24 protein-coding genes are annotated in these 21,916 nt (G+C 43.0%); 19 read left to right on the forward strand and 5 right to left on the reverse strand.

Going from position 1 to position 21,916, the window contains the following annotated elements; translation table 11 throughout:
• Window positions 1-41: 41 nt before the first annotated feature.
• The 3 genes from ACAY30_RS08180 (at window position 42) to ACAY30_RS08190 (ending at window position 2,529) form a co-directional block, all read left to right on the forward strand.
• Window positions 42-1,031: a CoA ester lyase gene (locus ACAY30_RS08180; protein WP_290250064.1), complete on the forward strand. Its 990-nt coding sequence runs from the start codon at window positions 42-44 to the stop codon at window positions 1,029-1,031.
• Window positions 1,032-1,398: 367 nt separating this feature from the next.
• Complete coding sequence (locus ACAY30_RS08185) at window positions 1,399-1,800, forward strand: hypothetical protein (protein WP_290250066.1); 402 nt, start codon at window positions 1,399-1,401, stop codon at window positions 1,798-1,800.
• A 231-nt stretch (window positions 1,801-2,031) separates the two neighbouring features.
• Window positions 2,032-2,529 carry a YchJ family protein gene (locus tag ACAY30_RS08190; protein ID WP_290250068.1) on the forward strand — a complete coding sequence of 166 codons (498 nt, stop codon included), beginning with the start codon at window positions 2,032-2,034 and terminating at the stop codon, window positions 2,527-2,529.
• Between the two features lie 19 nt (window positions 2,530-2,548).
• Here the strand turns inward: ACAY30_RS08190 and ACAY30_RS08195 are convergent, their stop codons facing one another.
• Both ACAY30_RS08195 and ACAY30_RS08200 read right to left on the reverse strand, forming a co-directional pair.
• Entirely contained in the window at window positions 2,549-3,826 is a 1,278-nt protein-coding gene (locus ACAY30_RS08195; RefSeq protein WP_290250070.1) for an ATP-binding protein, read from the reverse strand.
• Between the two features lie 23 nt (window positions 3,827-3,849).
• Complete coding sequence (locus ACAY30_RS08200; protein WP_290250071.1) at window positions 3,850-4,566, reverse strand: response regulator; 717 nt, start codon at window positions 4,564-4,566, stop codon at window positions 3,850-3,852.
• A gap of 405 nt (window positions 4,567-4,971) precedes the next feature.
• On the opposite strand from ACAY30_RS08200, the gene xthA reads away from it, so the two are divergent.
• Together xthA and rlmA are read left to right on the forward strand one after the other, a co-directional pair.
• Window positions 4,972-5,778, forward strand: coding sequence for an exodeoxyribonuclease III (gene xthA / locus ACAY30_RS08205; RefSeq protein ID WP_290250073.1), 807 nt, complete (start codon window positions 4,972-4,974; stop codon window positions 5,776-5,778).
• Window positions 5,779-5,803: 25 nt separating this feature from the next.
• A complete protein-coding gene (gene rlmA, locus ACAY30_RS08210; protein WP_290250075.1) occupies window positions 5,804-6,619 on the forward strand; it encodes a 23S rRNA (guanine(745)-N(1))-methyltransferase in 816 nt (271 codons plus the stop codon).
• 102 nt (window positions 6,620-6,721) lie between these two features.
• On the opposite strand, the gene yfbV is transcribed toward rlmA, so the two are convergent.
• On the reverse strand, window positions 6,722-7,144 hold the full coding sequence (gene yfbV / locus ACAY30_RS08215) for a terminus macrodomain insulation protein YfbV (RefSeq protein WP_290250077.1): 423 nt from the start codon (window positions 7,142-7,144) through the stop codon (window positions 6,722-6,724).
• 861 nt (window positions 7,145-8,005) lie between these two features.
• On the opposite strand from yfbV, the gene ACAY30_RS08220 reads away from it, so the two are divergent.
• The 7 genes from ACAY30_RS08220 to tcdA all read left to right on the forward strand — a co-directional run bounded on the left by ACAY30_RS08220 (window position 8,006) and on the right by tcdA (window position 12,477).
• Window positions 8,006-8,395 carry an ACT domain-containing protein gene (locus ACAY30_RS08220; protein WP_290250079.1) on the forward strand — a complete coding sequence of 130 codons (390 nt, stop codon included), beginning with the start codon at window positions 8,006-8,008 and terminating at the stop codon, window positions 8,393-8,395.
• Between the two features lie 27 nt (window positions 8,396-8,422).
• Window positions 8,423-8,773: a Spx/MgsR family RNA polymerase-binding regulatory protein gene (locus tag ACAY30_RS08225; RefSeq protein WP_290250081.1), complete on the forward strand. Its 351-nt coding sequence runs from the start codon at window positions 8,423-8,425 to the stop codon at window positions 8,771-8,773.
• Entirely contained in the window at window positions 8,766-9,911 is a 1,146-nt protein-coding gene (dapE, locus tag ACAY30_RS08230; RefSeq protein WP_290250083.1) for a succinyl-diaminopimelate desuccinylase, read from the forward strand. Before ACAY30_RS08225 ends, dapE begins: the two co-directional genes overlap by 8 nt.
• A 22-nt stretch (window positions 9,912-9,933) precedes the next feature.
• Window positions 9,934-10,653, forward strand: coding sequence for a M15 family metallopeptidase (locus ACAY30_RS08235; RefSeq protein WP_290250085.1), 720 nt, complete (start codon window positions 9,934-9,936; stop codon window positions 10,651-10,653).
• On the forward strand, window positions 10,646-10,861 hold the full coding sequence (locus ACAY30_RS08240) for a hypothetical protein (protein ID WP_290250087.1): 216 nt from the start codon (window positions 10,646-10,648) through the stop codon (window positions 10,859-10,861). The genes ACAY30_RS08235 and ACAY30_RS08240 overlap by 8 nt, the downstream gene beginning before the upstream one ends.
• A gap of 99 nt (window positions 10,862-10,960) precedes the next feature.
• The gene (locus tag ACAY30_RS08245; protein WP_290250089.1) at window positions 10,961-11,521 is read left to right on the forward strand and encodes an HD domain-containing protein; all 561 of its coding nucleotides are present in this window, start codon (window positions 10,961-10,963) and stop codon (window positions 11,519-11,521) included.
• Between the two features lie 155 nt (window positions 11,522-11,676).
• Complete coding sequence (gene tcdA / locus ACAY30_RS08250) at window positions 11,677-12,477, forward strand: tRNA cyclic N6-threonylcarbamoyladenosine(37) synthase TcdA (RefSeq protein WP_290250091.1); 801 nt, start codon at window positions 11,677-11,679, stop codon at window positions 12,475-12,477.
• Window positions 12,478-12,661: 184 nt separating this feature from the next.
• Here the strand turns inward: tcdA and ACAY30_RS08255 are convergent, their stop codons facing one another.
• Window positions 12,662-13,009 carry a rhodanese-like domain-containing protein gene (locus ACAY30_RS08255; protein WP_290250093.1) on the reverse strand — a complete coding sequence of 116 codons (348 nt, stop codon included), beginning with the start codon at window positions 13,007-13,009 and terminating at the stop codon, window positions 12,662-12,664.
• Window positions 13,010-13,264: 255 nt separating this feature from the next.
• Between ACAY30_RS08255 and ACAY30_RS08260 the strand changes: the two genes are divergently transcribed.
• From ACAY30_RS08260 to ACAY30_RS08275, 4 genes are read left to right on the forward strand one after another with little or no spacing between them, the layout of a single operon-like run.
• Window positions 13,265-14,488, forward strand: a complete 1,224-nt coding sequence (locus ACAY30_RS08260; RefSeq protein WP_290250095.1) for a Xaa-Pro peptidase family protein — start codon at window positions 13,265-13,267, stop codon at window positions 14,486-14,488.
• Window positions 14,489-14,504: 16 nt separating this feature from the next.
• Window positions 14,505-15,206: a sulfotransferase family protein gene (locus ACAY30_RS08265; RefSeq protein WP_290250096.1), complete on the forward strand. Its 702-nt coding sequence runs from the start codon at window positions 14,505-14,507 to the stop codon at window positions 15,204-15,206.
• 47 nt (window positions 15,207-15,253) lie between these two features.
• A complete protein-coding gene (locus ACAY30_RS08270) occupies window positions 15,254-15,817 on the forward strand; it encodes a septation protein A (protein ID WP_290250098.1) in 564 nt (187 codons plus the stop codon).
• Window positions 15,817-16,119, forward strand: a complete 303-nt coding sequence (locus ACAY30_RS08275; RefSeq protein WP_290250100.1) for a YciI family protein — start codon at window positions 15,817-15,819, stop codon at window positions 16,117-16,119. Before ACAY30_RS08270 ends, ACAY30_RS08275 begins: the two co-directional genes overlap by 1 nt.
• A 560-nt stretch (window positions 16,120-16,679) precedes the next feature.
• On the opposite strand, the gene ACAY30_RS08280 is transcribed toward ACAY30_RS08275, so the two are convergent.
• On the reverse strand, window positions 16,680-17,411 hold the full coding sequence (locus ACAY30_RS08280) for an SDR family oxidoreductase (RefSeq protein WP_290250102.1): 732 nt from the start codon (window positions 17,409-17,411) through the stop codon (window positions 16,680-16,682).
• Between the two features lie 328 nt (window positions 17,412-17,739).
• Here ACAY30_RS08280 and ACAY30_RS08285 point away from each other — a divergent pair, with 328 nt between their 5' ends.
• The 3 genes from ACAY30_RS08285 to ACAY30_RS08295 all read left to right on the forward strand — a co-directional run bounded on the left by ACAY30_RS08285 (window position 17,740) and on the right by ACAY30_RS08295 (window position 21,905).
• A complete protein-coding gene (locus ACAY30_RS08285) occupies window positions 17,740-18,207 on the forward strand; it encodes a hypothetical protein (protein WP_290250104.1) in 468 nt (155 codons plus the stop codon).
• Between the two features lie 1,067 nt (window positions 18,208-19,274).
• The gene (locus tag ACAY30_RS08290; protein ID WP_290250105.1) at window positions 19,275-19,898 is read left to right on the forward strand and encodes a hypothetical protein; all 624 of its coding nucleotides are present in this window, start codon (window positions 19,275-19,277) and stop codon (window positions 19,896-19,898) included.
• Between the two features lie 66 nt (window positions 19,899-19,964).
• The gene (locus tag ACAY30_RS08295) at window positions 19,965-21,905 is read left to right on the forward strand and encodes a hypothetical protein (RefSeq protein WP_290250108.1); all 1,941 of its coding nucleotides are present in this window, start codon (window positions 19,965-19,967) and stop codon (window positions 21,903-21,905) included.
• Window positions 21,906-21,916: the final 11 nt, after the last annotated feature.

Below are 21,916 nucleotides of genomic sequence, written 5' to 3' on the forward strand. Positions count from 1 at the left end.
ACAGGAAGCCACCCTATACTATTAAAATAATTGGAGGACTTATGTCGACACTGGTACACCCAAATAAAGCGTTGTTTGATGGCGAAGCGCCGTTTCCCGTTCTACCCAGTTGCGAACATTTTGCCGGCAGTGAAAAGTTAATTAGCAAAGCTATGCAGTTACAACAAGAGCTGGGTCCGGTTTTTGATATTACGTGTGACTGTGAAGATGGTGCTGCTGCGGGTAGCGAGGAAGAACACGCTAATATGGTGGCGCAGATGATTGGCAGCGATGCCAATGCGTTCAATATGGTAGGAGTGCGCATTCACGATCACAGCCATCCCCATTGGCAACGCGATATCGATATCATTGTGCCGCAAGTCGGTGACAAACTAGCGTACATTACCCTGCCTAAGTGCACTAATGCCTCTCAAATTGAAGAAATGGTGATGTACATAAAACGCATTGCGCACCAAAGCAATATAGAGCGTGACATTCCCGTACACGTGTTAATTGAAACACATGGCGCATTGCGCGACGTGTGGCAAATAGCGGCGATAGAATCAGTGCAGGTGTTAGATTTTGGTATGATGGATTTTGTTTCTGGTCATAACGGTGCCATTCCAGCGTCTTGCATGCGCTCGCCGGGACAGTTTGAGCATGCCTTACTGGCGCGAGCGAAAACCGAAATGGTGGCGGCGTGCTTGGCCCATGGTGTTATCCCATCACACAATGTCACCCTCGATTTAAAAAATGTCCAACAAACAATCGATGATGCAAGTCGAGCAAGACTTGAATTTGGTTTTTTGCGTATGTGGAGCATTTATCCCACGCAAATAAACGCCATTGTTGATGCAATGAAGCCGGATTATCAGGAAGTTGAAGACGCGGCGGCCATTTTGTTGGCAGCACAGCAAAATAACTGGGGTCCGATTCAATATCAAGGTGAACTGCACGATAGAGCAACTTATCGTTATTACTGGCAACTGTTGCAACGTGCTCACGTCAGCGGTGTTGATATAAATCCTCAAGCAAACGCTGCGTTTTTTTAAACGACATAGTTTGCTCATTGCCCATCGACCAGTAAAGGCTGAGGTTATTTTATCAGCCTTTACTTTGCGCAAATAATGCCACGTACTGCCTCTAACACGCTTATCGTCATCTCTAAATTGTAAACCTCGGCGCGTTTATAATAGCGCCTTAACCTTGCCTCTTGTCAAACAATTCAAATAGCCAATAACGCGGCTAAAACGGTATTCAGCTCATATAACGACCAAATACAGACACGTGCCTTGCAACGTGAGCCGTTGATTAATTAACCAGTAACGTACTTTTTATGAACAAAAAAGGGTTGACATCCGTTTACAGAAACAATACTGTACGTTTATACAGTATGCATTACACATTGGAATAGACACAATGAATCAGGCAATAAACAACCTTAATCGCTCGTTTTATAACTCGAACCGTTGGCTGACTTTGGCCTCTGATCAGCCCCATCAAACGATGACTTTCGATTTACTGTCTCGCTGCAGTAAAAATCAGCAGCAAAAGCGTTGGATTCTTTGTGTAGGTGGAGACGAAACAGACTTACAGCCACTGACAAAACACATTGACCACGAAAAACTACTGCGTGTTTACCCTAACCTAAAGCCAATAACATTTGAGCAAATCGTCAACGCACTACTGCGCGGAAATTGCTCCACCATTATTATTTGGGATAAGCAATTTAACGCCAGCCAACTGGACATATTAAAGAGCAGTGCAAAACACGGTAAGACCGAGTGTATTATTGTTAATCATCACAAAACCCTGCACTAATATGTGCCAGTAAACCGTAATTAACAAAGCACGGGCTTTGAGATGGTCGCGAAATTAGCTGAAAGCGCTGAATAACATTGACCGCAATAGCTTAAGCCGCCTAAAGCGTGCTGTTATCACGACAGTAAAAAGCGTATCGCAATATCACCCGAGCCACTAACATTAACTAACTTGTGTGGCATAAGTTGTGGTAGTATTAACGCTTAATTTTATCATTGTTTTAACCTGTCTATGTCTAACCAGACCGATACTTATCCTCTAACACAGCCTTGCCCATGCGGCTCAAACAAGCCGTTACAACAATGTTGCCTAGTCTTTATTGAGGGGCGCGATATCGCTCAAAGCGCTGAACAACTCATGCGCTCGCGTTACACAGCTTATGCATTGGGCAACGCCAACTACATCGCTCAAACGTATGCAAAGGCACAACAGCGTAATAATAGTGAAGCGGACATCCAGGCGTGGATTGAGCAAACTCATTGGTTGGGCTTAACCATAGAGGACACCAATTACAGCGACAATGAGCAACACTTTGTACAGTTTGTTGCCAGCTATTTATATCAAGATCAAATCCGTCAATTACAAGAAAACTCGCGTTTTATCAAAGAAGACGGTCATTGGAGATATATCGACGGCAATATATTATCCGATCACCTTATCCGCCGAGTTACTCGAAACGACCCCTGCCCTTGCAATAGCGGTAAGAAATTTAAGCGCTGTCACGGCTGATTGTCACGCGCTTAACGGTTCAACGCACCGGCCACGTGAGTACAAATCTGGCACCACCTAATGGGCTATCATCAACCGTGGCAATGCCGTGATGCCAACGCATGACTTTACTGACAATAGCTAAGCCAAGACCAAACCCGCCAGTGTCTTTACCGCGACTTTGATCAAAGCGAGAAAATGCGTCAAAGACACGGGCTTTAAATTCATCGGCAACACCACTGCCATTATCATCAACGGTAATGCAACAGTGTTGCTCTGTAAGCGCTAAGGTGACGTCGATTCGACCGCGACCAAACGTGACCGCATTATTTAAAACATTACTTATTGCTCGACTAATAAAGTGGGGATCGCACCGAACCAGTTGTCCGTCTAGCGAATCATTCACGTTAACTGTGAGATCGGGCTGAGTAATGTTGGTGACTTGCTCTTGTACGATGGCACTGATGTCAGTGAGCTCAAAACTGATTGTCGGTTCAGTCGTGTCAAATGAGTTATACATCACTAAATCATTTACCAAGGATTCGAGTTCACATATATCGGTGTTGATCGATTTAATATAGCGTTGCTGAGTATCTGCATCGGATGTACTACTTAGTACTTGTAAGGCAAATTTACTTCGCGCCAATGGCGTAGATAACTCATGCGACACTGCTGTGGTAAGTTCTCTATGTGCTTTCAATAAATGCTTGATCCGCGACGACATCATATTGAAAGTTTTGATGATCGGTTTTATTAATGCCGAATCGCCACTTACCACCTGAGTATTGAAGTTTCCTGAGCCAAATGCAGCTACCGCTGAATCTAAACGTGCCAAATCTCTTGAAATAGGTCGCAACCACAAATAAAGTAAAATACCAAGTAATAGCACCATCAGCACGCGCAACAATAGCGGTGTTTTTGGCGCAGTGGACGCTTTAACAGGGCCGAGTATCAAAATAGCTGATTGCTCACTCAGCGCTAGGCTAAACGTTAGCCAATCCCCATCTTGTGTCACTAATACCTGTGGCGATGTGATATCAACGTCGGTAGAGGTGTTATCAGCAGAGTTCTGCGTCCATTGCAACGACAGCGGTAAATTATATTGCCGAGCGGTATCGTCAATTGCAGGTGACCAGGTTGCAGGATCAGCTTGCTGTAGTGAGTCTGCCAGTAATACCAGCAGAGTTTTATAGCCAGAATAAGACGCAATATCTTGCTTAACACTGCGTTGCCAAACGTGATCAAGCGCAAAACTAAGCGCGCCAAAACACAGCAGAAGCAAAACGTACAAGCTGAAAAATGAGCGCCCGAGTTTCATCGTTTAGCCTTAATTCAAACGCATCAATCCCAAGCGTCCGGTACAAACAAATAGCCTTGTCCCCAAATAGTTTTAATCCGATAAGGTGTTTCAGTAGAGTCGAGTAATTTTTTGCGAAGCCTCGAAATGCGCACATCAACACTTCTATCCATACCATCGTATTCCCGACCCACCACCGCTTTATAGATATAGTCGCGGTTTTGAACTTCGCCTGCTCGGGTCGCTAACAACCAGAGTAAATCGAATTCTTGACTGGTTAAATCGATACTTTCGCCGTCGAGAACCACTTGGCGAGAGTTGCGATTGATGCGCAATTTACCACATTGGATTTCCGCTTTTTCACTGCCGCCTTTGGGCAGTTGCCCACGTCGCAATAAGGCATTAACGCGAGCTAATAAAACACGAGGCTCTAACGGTTTGGCGACGTAATCATCTGCGCCTATTTCCAACCCTAGTACCTGATCAAAGTCGGTACTCTTTGCGGTCAGCATCAATATTGGGTTACTAAACGTAGGGCGTAGATCTCTACAAACAGTAAAACCATCTTTACCCGGTAACATAACGTCTAAAATAATCAAATCCGGTGAGAAATTCTCTACCGCTTTTGCCACGGTATCACCGCGAAATTCCTGCTTTATATGAAATCCCTCACTCGTCAAAAAATCCTTTATTAAATCCGACAATTGACGATCATCTTCAACCAGTAATATTTTTTTAAGGTTCGGTTTGTTCTCTGCCATTAAAATTGCTCCAACTATGTGCAGTTAATCCCTTCGTATTTGCTAGGGTCTGTTGATTACAAGCTCAGTGCTAACGGGCATTAACTCGGCGTTGACCTTGTTACCACCGAGACGACAAACAATCAGCTCACCAATTGACGCATCACAATGATAATTAACACAACGACCTGACACAACGCATTGTTAGATTTATCATCACCTTAGCTCGGCGTCGCTTGCAACACCAAATTGCCGATCTAGCGACTCGAAAAATCCCCTTTGGTTACATTTTAGTTAATTGATTTATAAAGACTAAATTTATTAACCAAAAAACTGCATTTATTTAACTACAGAAAATTAGTCTGCGGTTTGTCAATGCGCAATAAGCTGTTAAAATGACGCAAAAATTTTTAAATAATAATCGCTATGAAAATTGTCTCGTTCAATATCAACGGCCTTCGCGCCCGACTTCACCAACTGCAAGCACTGATTGATAAGCACCAGCCCGATATCATTGGTTTACAGGAAATCAAAGTACACGATGAAGCCTTCCCGTTAGAGGATGTGCAAAAAATGGGCTATCACGTATACTTCCATGGTCAAAAGGCTCACTACGGTGTTGCAATGCTGTGTAAAAAACAGCCTATTCATGTGCAAAAAGGTTTTCCAACCGACTTGGAAGAAATGCAAAAACGCATGATTATGATCACCACTGAGGATGACAACGGCCAACCAATCACGGTATTAAACGGTTATTTCCCTCAGGGAGATAACATTAGTCACGAAACAAAGTTTCCGTACAAACGTCAATTTTACAAAGACTTAATGGGCTATTTAGACACTCATCACAGTGCAGCTGATAACATTGTGGTAATGGGGGATATTAATATCTCACCAACCGATCTTGATATAGGCATTGGCGAACAGAATCGCAAGCGGTGGTTGAAGACCGGCAAGTGCAGTTTCCAACCTGAAGAAAGAGAATGGTTAGCAAAATTATTAGACTGGGGCTTTGTCGATACATTCAGACAATGCCATCCCAGTGTCGACGACCAGTTTAGTTGGTTTGATTATCGCTCGAAAGGCTTTAACGACAACCGAGGTCTGCGCATCGACGTGGTTTTAGCCACTAAAGAATTGGCCAAGCGCTGCACTGAGTCGGGTATTGATTACCAATTACGCGGTATTGAAAAACCATCAGATCACGCACCGATATGGTCTGTTTTTAACTAGACTTGAGAACACAAGGATCATCATCATGTCCCGATTGGCATCGTACGTTTGCCCTATTTGCCATCAACCGTTGATTCGCGTTATGGCAAGCTATCGCTGTCAGCACAATCACAGTTTTGACATCGCCAAGGAAGGTTACGTCAATTTACTTCCCGTGCAGTATAAGCACTCTAAGAATCCGGGTGATAACAACGACATGGTCAACGCACGGCGAGCTTTTCTCGACGGTGGGTATTATCAGCCGCTGCGCGACAAGTTGGTACAATGGCAACAAGACAAAATGCCCAGCGGTTGCATAGTCGATGCCGGTTGTGGGGAAGGCTATTACACCGCCGCTCACGCCGCTAAAAACTGCTCAGTCTACGGTGTTGATATCGCTAAAAATGCAGTTCGCATTGCGGCTAAAAAATACCCTGATTGTCATTTTAGCGTGGCATCAATTGCCCAGTTGCCGTTTGCCGAGAAATCCGTAGATTGGCTGTATTCAGTGTACGCACCGATAAAAGCAGAAGAGTTTCATCGCCTGCTCAAAGACGACGGCTTTTTTATCAGTGTAACCCCGGGCAAAAAGCACTTGTGGCAACTTAAACAAAAAATCTATGACACCCCACGAGAACACGATGAGACGAAAGACCAGATCGAAGGTTTTGCGCTAGTCACACAAGAGCGATTGAGCTATACAATGACGTTTGCCGATGGTGGGATGGCGAGAAATTTACTGGCGATGACCCCATTTGCATTTAAAGGCTCAGCGACACTGAGCGAGCAGCTGGCGAATGACCACGGCTTTTCATGCACTGCCGACTTTTTAATTCGTCTATATCGAAAGCAGTTGCCTTGAGTGTCCATGGTAAACAGAACGCCTAATCAACACTATCACAACTGATCAATGACCAACTGACGCACGCCGTTCGGGAGCTATTTTCTTATGGCAGTGCGTTGGTTAAGCGCTTTGGTTATATGAGTATCGCAGCAGTTTGGCGAGATCGAAAAATGTCGGTTTCTGCGCGGTAAAGTTTACCTCATCGTTCACCGCCTGTAATTTCTCCACCCCGTCTCGGTACCACTTGGCCAGTGAAGGCGGGAGCAGTAACTTGGCTTGATTAGACATAAAAAACACCGCTTGCACCAGCATTGAGGCGATAAACAAACCATAAAATAAGGCATACTTAAGTTGTTCGACGCCGTGTAGCAGCAATGGCAAGGTGAATGCTAAAACCGCTAAAGGCGGCGCATAGCGCAGCACGAAGCGACTGGTGAGCACCGCTTTGTACTGAGGAAAGTAATTGATCAACTCAGGCTTATTTGGCCAAGTATCTATGTAGTCAAGTCCGCGCTTGTAGGTTTCTAAAATTGACTGTTGCATAGCGATACACATTTCTCATCGTAAGGTTTGCCCGTCGTTCACTACAAAAGCTCCAACGACACCTGATTATACACTTGTTTACACCACAAAGATCTCTTAATAAAAGATAACACATTTAGCTGTGAAAATACGACCAATTGCATGATATTTACTGCCGACCATTGACAATCCAGATCGGTAATTGATCGCTTTTAAGTTACCCATTGATCGTTTTATCTACAAGATCTGTCTTAAAAGGATCAGTTAACTATCAACTTTTATACATTTAGATAGTTTTTAATACAAAACGTTAAAAATAGCGACTTAAGAACATTTATTCACAATAAAGTTTTACGGTTATTTTTTAACCGATATTTTTTTATGTTATATTACAGGCACTTAAACCACTTATAATAGCTTATATACACAATTATCCACATTTTTTGTGGATAATGACATCGGGTATAAAATACATTAAAAGTACGATTATCGACACTTTATTACTTGATACTTTAAGTATATAAGCAATTTTGTACATTTTACCTAAGTTAAGGCTGTTTCGTTAATCTATAGAAAAACCTATACCATAAACTATGTCGCTGCGTTATAGTATTTGAAACGCGGTTAGGGTCTGTTGACCTCTGTGCGATAGGTTTTGTTCGAATTACAAGGGATTCATTGAGGTGCAGTTAGAGAAGTATGGTTATTCGATACGAAGCAACTGCAACAATGAGGAGAAACCTTTAAACGAGTCCAATAATCGCATAGGTAAGACAGCGTTATTACGTACTCATGTGGAATAACTACACATCGTAATCGCTGCCAACACAGACTGCAAAACTCAACACGCCCTAGGCAAATCGTCGGTAAAAAGGAATCTTTATGGCTAAGCAAACTCTGCAGGTATTATCACATACCTTTACCATCCACAGTTTCACCCCTGAGACAGCAATTCCCACTCAGGTTTTTGCCGAGCCGGTGTTTTTTGTCGGCAAAACTCAAGATGAGTTATCCGTCGTCGTCCCTGACACCCTATCTCTTGACAGCCTAGAAGCCGAGCCTAATTGGCGAGCGTTAGAGGTATTGGGGCCGTTGGGTTTTTCGCTAACGGGAATTCTATCTGAAATTTCTGCAGTCTTAGCTGCCGAGAAAATCAGTATCTTTGCGATTTCTACCTTTGATACTGACTACATCTTAGTTAAAAATGACACACTTGAGCGCGCGGCACAGGCACTGCGTCGCGCCGAATATAAAATACTTAACAACGATTGACAATAAAATAAGACACGCACAAATACTATGACAATTATTTACGGCATTCATAACTGTGACACAGTAAAAAAAGCACTCAAATGGTTGGATAACGCCAACGTAAACTACACCTTTCACGATCTGCGCAAAGATGGTTTAACCGCTGAAACCTTGCAACAATTTGTTGCATTGAGCGACTGGTCTGCACTGATAAATAAACGCAGTACCACCTATCGAAACTTAACTGATGAAGTAAAACACAACCTCTCCGGTGATGTGGCAAAACAAACCGTGTTGGACAATGTTACTTTGCTAAAGCGCCCTTTACTAATGCACCAAGGACACCTTCATCTAGGTTTTAAAGCCGCTCAGTACGACGAGATATTCGCCAATGAGTAACACCAGTGAAGTCATTGAATTAACAAAGGAGTTAGTGTCTCGACCGTCAGTAACACCTGTTGATGCGGGTTGCCAAGAGTTGATCAAGCAGCACTTGAGTGAGCTGGGATTTAACAATGAAACCATGGTATTTGAAGATACCACCAATCTATGGGCCCGACGCGGTAACGCTGCGCCGGTGTTTTGCTTTGCAGGTCATACCGACGTTGTTCCTGTCGGTAACTTAGATAAGTGGTCCAGCGATCCCTTTGTGCCAATCATTAAAAACGGCTGGCTTTACGGCCGAGGCGCTGCTGATATGAAAGGTTCACTGGCGGCGATGTTAGTTGCCACTGAGCGTTTTGTGAAAGATTATCCATACCACAACGGCTCTATCGCCTTCTTAATTACATCAGATGAAGAAGGCCCGTTTATCAATGGCACCACACGGGTTATTGACACCCTCGAAGCGCGTAATGAAAAAATTGATTGGTGTATTGTTGGCGAACCATCAAGTACTGACAAATGCGGAGATATTGTGAAAAATGGCCGTCGAGGTTCGATCACCGCTGATGTGCACGTTCATGGTGTGCAAGGACATGTAGCCTATCCACACTTAGTTAAGAACCCAATACACATGGTCGCCCCTGCGCTTGCCGAATTAGCTGAGTATCGTTGGGATAACGGCAACGATTACTTTCCCCCAACAAGCTTACAATTTTCGAATATCAATGCCGGTACAGGAGCCACCAACGTAGTTCCTGGGGAGCTACACACAGTGTTTAACTTGCGGTACAGTACTGAAATTAACGACCAATTTATCGTCGATAAAGTCACGGATATTTTAAATAAGCATCAACTCGATTACGAAATCAACTGGACTTTTAACGGTCAGCCATTTTTAACCGAACCTGGTGACTTACTCAACGCTGTTATAACTGCGGTAGAAGAAACCAATGGTGTCAAAGCGCAGCCGTCAACTTCTGGTGGCACGTCAGATGGACGCTTTATTGCGCCAACAGGCGCACAAGTGGTTGAGTTGGGGCCAACTAATGCTACTATTCACAAAGTAAACGAATGTGTTAATTGCCAAGATTTAGAAGATCTGGTTGAAATGTATTATTTGACTATGAAAAAATTATTGGTAGAGCACCCATAATACGCGATGAGCTATAACGACCATGACTAAATCGGCAGAACTCCAGATTACCTCGGATCAAGTTTACGGCCTTAGCGATCAACACATTTATTATCTCGCTAATGGCCAAGGTGTTCACCTCGGTATGATAAATGCATTCGAGCAATTACAAAACGCCGCAGCTACGGCTGGCTTTAATTTGCAAATAGCCAGCGGTTTTCGCAACTTTGAGCGCCAACTAGCGCTATTTGAGGCGAAAATACTCGGGCAACGACCGGTCAAAGACCGCGCCAATCAACCGATTGATTGTAGCTCACTATCCCCCCTGGAACAGATAAAAGCCGTGATGTTATTTTCTGCGCTACCGGGCGCCAGCCGCCATCATTGGGGAACCGATATTGATGTTTACGATCCGACGCTACAGCAGCACGATCTGCAATTAGAGCCTTGGGAATACCAAAGTGGTGGGCCACAAGCACCTCTTGCATCGTGGTTGACCAACAATATGCATCTATTTGGCTTTTACCGTCCCTATGACAGATATCGCTCTGGCGTCAGTGAAGAGCCGTGGCATTTGTCATATGCGCCGTTATCACATTTGTATATGCAAGCCTTTCAAGTGGATACGTTAGCCGCAATTCTAGATAACGCAGATTTGGTCTGTAAACAAGCACTGCTGGCTAACTTAACTGAGTTGTGTCAGCAATTTGTTTTTAACATTAATACCCCAGACACAAGTCTTTGTGGAGAGAGTTATGCCTAGTTGGTTAATTATCGTTATCTGTTTATTAGCATTTGCGGCAATTGTTGGTAATTTATCGCTGTTAAAGCGCAGCAGTAAGCCGATTCGACGCAAAAGTTTGAATGACTTACAAGAAACGCTACCACGAGCGGGTGAAAAGCGAGAACAACAAATACAACAAGAGCGTGAGCAAAAGCGTCAGCCGCGGGGATCGCGGCCCCCCCATTAGGTCAGTTTTTTTTAGCGTTCGATGCCATTATAGTCATCGCGGTAAGGCGTTCATATCAGGAGAATTGGTTAAACATGGTTATTGTTATAGGGTAAGAAAGTGAACGTTGTTACCAGGTATGATCTTGTAGACGAAGTTTTAGAGCAGTTTCGCAGTGTCATTGACAAAGACTTTGACGGCTATCGAAATCACATAACCAGAATGCTTAATTACTGTCATTTCTTATTACCGACAATTTCACCAGAAGATAGCCAAAAAATTCAGATAGCTGCAGTTTTTCACGATATTGCATTGTGGACGCATAACCGTGTCGACTATCTCGTCCCTTCGTATCAAGACTGTCATCAGTGGTTAGAAAAGCAAGGCCTTGACCACTGGAAGGAAGAGCTTCAAATAATTATTGATATGCATCATTTGGTTAGTGAATACAAAGGCCCACATAGCAAGCTGGCGGAAATCTTTAGAAAAGCAGATCTCGTTGATTTTTCATTAGGCTTTATAAGAAATGGCATTGATAAATCATTTATTAAAGAAGTAAAGCAAGCAATTCCTAATGCAGGGTTTCACAAAGCGTTAATTCGCTTTAGTTGTATTCAGTTAGGTCGAAACCCATTAAATCCGCTACCAATGATGCGAATTAACAATATTTATAAACGTTAAGCATTGAATATCTGCGATAAATACAAGTTTAACTTGGGGACTTTGTGTACCCTGTAATCAGCGCACTGTTGGTTGAACGTGCAAGCAGGTGCGTATTTGTATTTTTACCGCTATAATATGCGCCCTTTTGAATTAGTTTGTTAGCGAAGTTATTAATGTCGGATTATTCATTGCGTTTTGGTGGTATTGAACGTCTTTATGGCGCGCAAGCGAGTCGTGATATTCAGCAAGCACATATCTGTGTGATTGGTATCGGCGGTGTGGGCTCTTGGGCTGCAGAAGCGCTAGCTCGCAACGGTATCGGTCAAATTACCTTAATTGACCTTGACGATATTTGTGTGACTAACACCAATCGCCAAATTCACGCTTTGGCTGACACCATAGGTGAAAGTAAGGTCGAAGTGATGGCCAATCGCCTTCGTCAAATCAACCCTGACTGCCAAGTTAACGAAGTCGATGATTTTGTTACTGAAGATAATCTTCGCCAATTGTTGAGTAACAACTACGACTACGTTATCGATGCAATTGACTCGGTACCGATCAAAACGGCCATCATTCAATTTTGTAAACGCAACAAAATTCCGGTGATCACCATTGGCGGCGCTGGCGGTCAAACTGATCCGACAAAAATCGACATTTGCGATCTAAGTAAAACGTACCAAGATCCACTGTTGGCAAAAGTAAAAAATCAATTGCGTCGCCAGTTCAACTTTCCTCGTGACGCCAAGCGAAAATTTGCCATTGATGCGGTATTCTCATCCGAGCAATTAAAATACCCCGCACAAGATGGCAGTGTGTGTCACAGCAAACAAAGTCAACATGGGTCGATGCGCCTCGATTGTAATATGGGCTTTGGCGCCGCCACCCACGTGACCGCGAGCTTTGCCTTTGTCGCCGTGGCGAGAGTGATGGAAAAGTACCTGGCGAGAAAACAACGCCAACGCGCCAACCAATAAATATTGTCATTTAAAAAGGGCTTGCTTAGATTGCTAAACAAGCCCTTGTCATAGGCAAAATCGTCAATACACATTCGTCTCGGTATGACTTGCAGCCAATGTTAAACGCTAACTTGAAAAACGATGTCTCGCACTAAGTCACGCAAAGTACCGCTGTATTTGTCAGCTTTGTAACACACATGGCTTAGCCAAGGGTATTAATTACCACATCACTTTTACAGCTTATCACCGAGACATTAGAGTAACCCAAACGCATAATTGATTCAGCCGCCAGCGTTGCACGTGTGCCTGCTGCACAGTGCAAGTAAATTGGCATATCGGCCTGTTTACACATTTCTAATAACTTACCTTCTAAAATGCCCCGTGGAATGTTAACCGCATCAGCAACTTTGCCATTGGCGCATTCTGCCGGCTCGCGAACATCAATGAGTAAACCCGAGTTTTGCGTTAACTCTTGTTTTGCTTGCGCCGCATCGATTCGACGTACATTCCCAACAATCTCAGCCATCAGCTCTGGCATGGTCTTCAACATAAATACACCTCTTTATTCTATTTCGGCTTATTATATAAAAGCTCAATACATTAGCAACAGATAATATTATTAAAACCAGAGCAAGTTGTCACAATTCCCTATCTGGTGTTAACGTTTTTTATCTCCAGTAGCACAGACTGATGGTTTTACTGCCTTTAATGGCAAAATAGTGAGCGAACGCGCTGTTGCTGTTGATCTTTACCTAAAATCTAGTAAAGTCGTCTGCTTACACCAACGAGCAAAAGTTATTTATCTATGAATGCAAATGGTATCGGCGGCTCAAATGCTGCCATTGAATTAGCTAAGCTCAGCGATATGAGCAACGATATCCAACCGATCAGCAAACGAGAATTTGCGCAACGGGTCGAAAAGGCGCAACTGATTATGCGCGAGCGCGGCATTGACGCCTGTTATCTAAATGCGGGTACCAATCTGTATTACTTTACTGGCACTCGTTGGTATGCGTCTGAAAGGATGGTTGGAGCCATTTTGCCGGCAAACGGCGATATAGAATACATAGCACCGCATTTTGAAATTGATACCCTTGAACAATTTATGGTGTTAAAGGGAAAAATACACCCTTGGCATGAGCATCAAAGCCCATACCAAACGGTTAATCGCGCGCTGTCAGAAATGGGCATTCACCAAGGTAAACTGGCCATTGATGAGTCGAGCCAATTTTTTATTAGCAATGGCATTCAACTGGCCTGCCCCGAGTTACAACTGATTGACGCCAAACCAATAACCGCGGGTTGTCGAATGCAAAAATCAAGCGCTGAACTGGCGTTACTACAGCGTGCTAAAGACATGACCCTAGCCGTACACAAAGCCGCTGCTCGCATTTTGCGCGAAGGGATCAGTAGCCAAGAAGTTGAAGCGTTTATCAACGAGGCCCACAAGCGCGTAGGTGCCAGCAGTGGATCGTATTTTTGTATCGTTCTGTTTGGCCAAGATACAGCTTTTCCACACGGAGTATCCAATCCTAAAACGCTAGACAAAAACGACATGGTGTTAATCGATACTGGCTGTCAACTGCACGGCTACAATTCAGACATCACTCGAAGTTATGTGTTTGGTCAAGCAACCCCCAAACAACGTCAAGTGTGGCAACACGAAAAACAAGCGCAACTCGAAGCGTTTGCCGCGGCACAAATAAATGCGCCTTGTGCACAGGTCGATCGCGCCGCTAGGGATTATCTCGTGGCACAAGGCTATGGCCCAGAATACAACTTACCAGGACTGCCACACCGCACTGGACATGGTATCGGCCTAGATATTCACGAATGGCCATACTTAGTAGCCAGTGAGCAAACAGCTTTGGCAAATGGCATGTGCTTTTCAAACGAGCCAATGTTGTGTATTCCGGGTGAATTTGGCGTTCGTTTAGAAGATCATTTTTACATGACCGACGACGGTCCTAAGTGGTTTACCGAGCCTGCTCATAGTGTTGACGACCCGTTCGCTTATATGACCCAATAACCAACGCACGCACTCAATGAGTAATATCCGCCCCCCGAACAGTGGCAACTCGGCGTCGACAGCCGATAAACTGCTTATTGTCGGTCTGCCGCGCACCGCAACAACCAGTGTGTGCGTGGCTCTGCTTGAATTGGGTTTTAATGTAGCCCATACCGCATATACCAAACGAGCAATACAACGCGCCGAGGTCATTGCCGACACACCGGTGTTTAGTCACTATCCATTACTGAATGACGCCTACCCCAACAGCCGTTTTATCTATCTACAACGAGATATTGACGCTTGGGTGTTGTCTATTCGTCGTTTGCTTGAGCGCATGTTCGACAATCTAATGCGCAGTGATGGTGGCTTTAATCCGTACATAAAGCAGAGCTTCTTGACCGTATTTGCTCCGTTAACCCGAGAAAACCTAGCCAGTGATCAATTTTTGCGCGCGTGTTATTATCGACATCAACAGCAAGTCGTCGATTATTGTCAACGACACAAGCGTGAATTGCTGAGTATTAATGTAAGCGACGATAACGCCTTTGAGCAATTATGCCAATTCGTCAACGCAACGCCGTCATCGACGGTTCAAGGTTTTAAACCGATCAATGTCGGCGGTAAAGTTATTGCGTGGAACAAAGTTCGCCATCCAAACAAAATACCGGCAACAGACAACGGTCGCGTTGATAGCGATTTATTTGCGTATCTGACTAGTTTGGCTGACGCAAACTGATATACTCAACCCCCATTAATTTTTTTAGATAATTCATTGATACGATTATGGCCTTATTAGAATACATTCCGTTGATCATCTTTTTTATTTTTTATAAAACCCATGACATCTTCGTCGCCACCGGTGCGTTGATTGTCGCCACGGTTATTCAAATGATAGTGTTAAAGCTGAAAAAGCACCCTATTCCAACACGCCAATGGGTTGTTTTTGGCTTAGTAGTTGGCTTTGGCGGGTTGACTATAGCCTTTAATGATGATGCATTTTTGAAGTGGAAAGTAACCATTATCAATGGCTTATTCGCAGCGACGTTACTTATTGGTAAGTACGTGTTTAATAAAAATCTATTGCAAAGCTTCTTAGGCGAACAATTCCAATTGCCTGAGCGTGTGTGGACTAAATTCAACTTGGCTTGGGTGTGCTTTTTCATCCTCTGTGCCGTCGCCAACTGGTACGTGGCATTTAACTTTGATCAAGAGACTTGGGTTAACTTTAAGGTATTTGGCTTAACCGCTATGACCTTTGTGTTCGCCATTGCCTCAGTCATGTCTGTATTTAAGTATTTACCGAAGGAAGACGATACAGTGACAAGCGTGAATAAGGACGAAAAATAATGTGGTACATGATATACGGCGAAGACGTAGACAACTCGCTCGACAATCGTTTGGCGGTGCGCGATAAGCACCTTGAGCGCTTGCAAACATTGCAAGCTCAAGGCCGGTTGCTAGTAGCAGGTCCCCTACCAGCGATTGATTGCGACGACCCAGGCACTTCAGGCTTCACGGGCTCGTTGCTGATTGTTGAGTTTGACTCGCTTGATCAGGCACAACAGTGGGCTGAGCAAGACCCGTACGTCGACGCAGGTGTTTATAAAAAGGTTACGGTTAAACCATTTAAGAAAGTGCTTGGTATCTAAACTAATAGCTTTGGTCGGTAACGCAATAAAACAGAGCAAGCCCTAGCTTGGGCTGATATCAAATTAAGGATCTAGGACACTAGATCCTTTTTTATTTGTTTATAAAATACATTAACTTGTTGGAACATTGAAAAAATCGTAGGTAAAGCGCCTATTTTCTGAACTATGCAAAATAATTGTTTTATAGTGGTTCGAATGTCGGCGATGTGTCATTCAGGCCCTTAGCCAAATTTGAAAAATAGCTCCATCATCCCATCATGCCATCATGCTTTTAGATAGAATCTATTCTAGTTTCGAGGTGACCTGTACACCCGAGTTATGCCAACCAGAGTTAGCCACAATGTCAGAAAAAGAACATCGTCATTCCATCATGTTTTTAGATGGAATATTCTCCAGTTTCTATGTGGTTTGACCGGCTGTTTTGTGCCACACAGAGACATCAACAAAATCAGAATAATAAGGCCGTCATCCCATCATGCTTTTGGATGGGATCTCCTTCAGTTTCGATGTAGCTTGACCGGCCGAAAAGTGCCAGTAAGAGACGATTAACAGTGAGTGAGTTACTTACCACCAGCTAAATCTATAAATGAACCCGTAACATATGAGGCTTCATCAGAAAGCAACCATAAGATCGCATTTGCAACTTCATCAGGAGTCCCTCCTCGTTGAAGAGGGATTTGTGGTGAAAGGCGGTCAACTCTATTAGCTTCTCCACCATCCGCGTGCATATCGGTATAAATAAAACCTGGTCTAACTCCGTTAACCCTAATACCCATTGATGCAACCTCAATTGATAAGCCTTTAGTTAAAGTATCTATAGCTCCTTTTGATGCTGCATAGTCAATATACTCAAAGGGGCTTCCAGATCGTGATGCTGCTGATGACACATTTACAATAGCCGCACCTTCGTTCATATACTTTAATGCTTCACGACAACATAAAAAGCAGCTAGTGATATTAGTAGTTAATATTTTATTGAATCTTTCAACACTAATTTTTGATATTGACGCTTGCTGAAAAAGGATTCCAGCATTATTTACTAGGTGAGTAACTGAACCATAAGTATTTTTCACAGCTTCAAACAAAGCTATAACATCACTTTCGATGGACACGTCAGCTTGGAATGGAAATGCTTTACCGCCACGATCGCAAATATCGTTAACAACGGATTCTGCTTGTGCTTTATTCGATTTATAGTTAACGCAAACTGCAAAGCCCTTAGCGGCAAGTAATTTAGAAGTAGCAGCCCCAATTCCTCGACTGCCTCCAGTTATGACAACTACTTTTTTCATTTCATTCCCTGTGTAAATTGATAAATCTTAGATGTCTCTTATTCGCTCAAAGCGGAAGTTTTCCGCTCACCTGTATTCATCCTAATGATTGAAAGCACCTTGTAAAGAGTTATTAATAAAAAAGCGTCAAATCTAAAAAGATTTGACGCTTTTGCTCAGGTCCACAAAAGGTAAATAGCTTGATCTTCGATACTTTTCTTTTTCCTCAAAGCTTCAATGGTCCATCAACGCGAATAAAACCCTAAACCAATTAAAGGGGGGCTATAATTTTTTACAACTCCTCTTTGGTCGATAATATAACCAACCCAAATAACCAAGAGAATCAACCATGGACTGCTACGAAGAGTTAGACACCGACGCAAGAGACGAAAAGTTTCACTACACGTTAAGAAACTTCATTAACTACCTTGAAAGTACACACGATGACGATTGGACGATTGATGTCGTCAAAAATAAAGCTGGAACAAAAAACTGTCTGTTTGGCCACTTATGGGATTTTGCCGGCGGAAACGACAACGAAGAAGCTGGAAATAGGCTTTGGGATTGGTTCGAGTCAGCAGTTTCGACCACTCATTATGTCTACCCGATCAATGACGGGAAAAATCCAAAATACCAACAAGAAACACCCAAACTTCGATGCATCCATTTCCTGAAAGACCTCTACAACGGCAGAGAACTAACGACATTCGAAGGTATCGATAAAGGCATGTTCTTAATGCGCAAAGAAGAAGGCGACATGTCAAAAGCCTACAGAACGGTCAGCCCATGGCATTCAGCCCTAAACATCCCCGCATAAAGGAACACCAGGCGCTATTATGGCGCCTCCCTCACCAATTCCAAACCCTACCTATCCCAATAATCGACGCAAATATAAGTGCCTTTTCTTTAGGTATATCAACAACATACGATACTATTTTACGTATCAACAGTTTGGAGATTCGCTATGACAAAAGAATTAAGTGACTTGAAACCACCAAGCATCGATATCGGCACCCGTGACGCGAAGCCACCGATTTTCGTAAAGAGTTAATCACAAACGCATGGAGGAAACTATGCAAGACATCAGAGTTTACTAACCGAGGCAAAATATGAGATTAAAACACACAGAAAGGTTCGCCGAAGAGACAAAAGTTTACGGGCGAGTACAACTGGCACTTAATTCACGCGATATTGTGCGCCCTACCCACTAAGGCACTGATTATGAGCCTTAACTTTGACGATTTATTCTTATACCAACAAGATAATCGACATACAGGAGCTTTTAGTGATGAAGACTTTATTTAAAAGACACGCCAATGAAGGCTCAACCGAGTCCGTCTAATGAATGCTTCCACTAGGCTGACTAATTCAGGCAACATCAACGTTGACATTGGAGCTTAATCAATATGAAAGTAGGCATTTGGGACAAACCAATTAACAACCATAAAGAGCCTTGACATGAACTATTCAGAACAGAAATGGGATCAACTTATCAAGGTCGGCGGTTAGAGATGAAAAACCTGGCGTCTAATCAGGTCAGACATAATAGTGAACACTTAATACATTCGAGGCACAGTCCTCGGATTTTTATTTATAAAGGTGAATTTTTGACTTGATGCTTGGTTGAGTTAACTTAGCCTACATAAAGGAGTCGAATAATGCTTTAAGCAACAACAGGAAGCGATAAAATATATCAGTATTCAATTACGCAACCAAAAATAACCATAAACCTCTTTCTAATTGTCGAGGCGCTAAGGCCCGCCCAACATCAAGGAAAGTCGGTTAAGACACCCTCCTTGACTTTTTCTTATAAAACAATAACTTATAATTTGTGAAGGGAGTTGTACCACATACTAAATTAACTGTAAAAAGGAATTAATAGCAATGAAAAATATTAAGGATAAACTGTCTAGAACGTTAGTATTAGTAATCTCACTATTGACGCTTGCCAGCTTAAGTGGCTGCCAACTGTCAAATTGCACAAGGACTGGCGCGGCCGAAGGGAAAATTGAAGGAGGCGAGGTTTCTGGAAGAGTAGAAGGAAGAATAACTTGCCCAGGGACACCACATGAAGCGAGAAACGACTTATTTAGTCCGTTACAAAACCTAGTATATGCATTCACTGAACAAACTTTCGAAGATTTCGATTTTGAAGAGTTCAATGTTAAACTTGATATAACTAACGGATATGTTCCAGGCCAGACAGGCACGATAGAAATTAACCTGACTGAAGATGGGACCACACTAGTCACCGACAGCTTTCCGATCAGCATCAGCAATGGCATTGCTACACTTTCTAACCCTCAAGCAGTAAAACTTTGGGCATCCAGTTACGACGGCATTATGACTGGCTTTACATATGAAATTTCTGATATTGGCATTCAATCCGGCGGCGGCGGCATAACCATTGTTAAGACAGATCGCTATGGTACTGAAGTATACGCCTCACAATCAGCATACGTAGCCGGCCCAAATGATGGCTGCTTCCGCTTTTGTATTGAAAAGTAGTTCGCCTCTTAGGCTATAGCCCCGAAACAGGGGCTATTACTAATCACCCAATATCAGGCACGAATTATGCGGTATCGTATTCATCTAATAATCACATTGCTGGCACTTACCTCCGGTTGCTCTTCCTTGAAAAGCCAACTCCTAGAAGGTGAGTACGACGAATTAGCAACCAGTAATACTAGCCAACACGCCGTAATAAAACTACCATTACTACCCATCTTGCTTAAGAGTGAGAAAAACGGGGTCAAGAAAGATATAAAATTCTGCAAGGAAATAGAAATCCCCGCCCGAGTCAGCCTAACCATGAGGTTCGATTGCGACTTAGGAGATAAAACCGTTAACACTTATACCCAAGTGTTTGAAAAGTACCACCATCAACTAATAGAGGCGACCAACCAAAGCTCACTATCTAAGTATTTAAACACAACCACTGATTTGTGCGTGTCTATCGTTGAAAACTCCACACAGTTTTTACGCAACAAACCCCTATCACCATGCGCACATATAGTTATTCCTCACTTAGAGCAGGACACTAAAGAGAAATCGAACAGTGAATTTGATGAGAGCGCATTTTTCCACATAAGCATCCTGAGAAGCTACTACCCTTTCATATTTCACGAGCTATATCATACAGGCACTGAAATTCAATACCTAAACAGAAACTCTGCAATAATTTCCGAAGAATACCACGCGTATATATTAGACAACTTCGTAAGTAATTTGATAAGCCAGTTGGTCACCAAAAAGCCATTCGCAATTAGCATTAACTATGATGAAAACTCACAAAAAACAATCGAAAGCTATCTAGCTCTATGCAAACAACCAGAAAAACTGGACGATTTCTTATCTGAGTTCCATTCATACGAAATGCTTTCAGTGTTTGGTCTTTCGCTTCATGAGACTGAAACAAAACTAATAGCCCCCTCAACCGGGCTTTTGAATTATTATTACTTGTGGCAATTTCAACAGGAGCTTTCTACTACTGAGCAATTAAGAGATATTTTGCAATCATGCAACCCTTCGAGACTGACATCTAATTACGCCCTAAAACTCCAATTGCTTGATTTTGATTTCTCCGAAGCGTTGCATCCGGGTGACAATGTTAAATTGAATGCTTTTAACCATCATCTATCGGAGTTGACCAGCAGAAAGCAAAGCCCCTTCGAAAATTTAGCATACTGCAATAAGCTTAGTTACCTACCGTTAACCGAGCAACTTTGCCAAACCCACGCCATCGACCAAGTCGCTCTACAACTCTATCGACTAAATGATTTTGACAGTAACAATTATCACCTACCAAACATTCTGTCAGAACGGCTGGAACACTTAAAACAAGATTGGCTTCAATTAAATCCGCACAAAGCAAAACTAAATTCAAATGGGAACCTGTACGAATTAAACCCCGAAGGCCGTTTTACGAACTCCTATAATTGGGTGGCGGACACTGGTGCACCCCTAAATGTATTCACCTCCGGAGAAAATGAATGCTCTTTGGACGGAGAGATGGCAGCTAAAGGCTTGTTTATGCAAACGGTCTCATTAAAACGGTGCAATACCCATGAACAGTTAGGTGTAATTTGGAAAAATGAAAAACAAAGAGAGAACGTTATAGGGTTCCCTTACTTGGCACACACTAACGCCATCATGTCTAAATCAGCGATAAACCCATATGAACCGACAGAAAAGATCCCTTACATTTATTACCAGGGCATGCCAATAATCCAACAACACCAAAATGGAGTCAGACTTAACCTATGCTTTGATACAGGGAGCAAAAGGTCATACATAACACCAAGGTATCGAGACCGGTATCTACTCACGAAAACTGAAATAGTCAAAAGACTTCAAAACGGAAAGCTCGAAATAACCATCAATAATAAAAAGGGAAGGGTTTCAGTATTGAACCACAATGCATTTATTCAATGCGATGTGATCGTTGGAAGCGATCTAGTTGAGATCTACAGCGCTGTACAATTTACATTTGATGAAGTCAATTTATGGTATTAGACGGAACTGAA

This window comes from Thalassotalea ponticola, from assembly GCF_041379045.1.
Lineage (GTDB): Bacteria > Pseudomonadota > Gammaproteobacteria > Enterobacterales > Alteromonadaceae > Thalassotalea_A > Thalassotalea_A ponticola.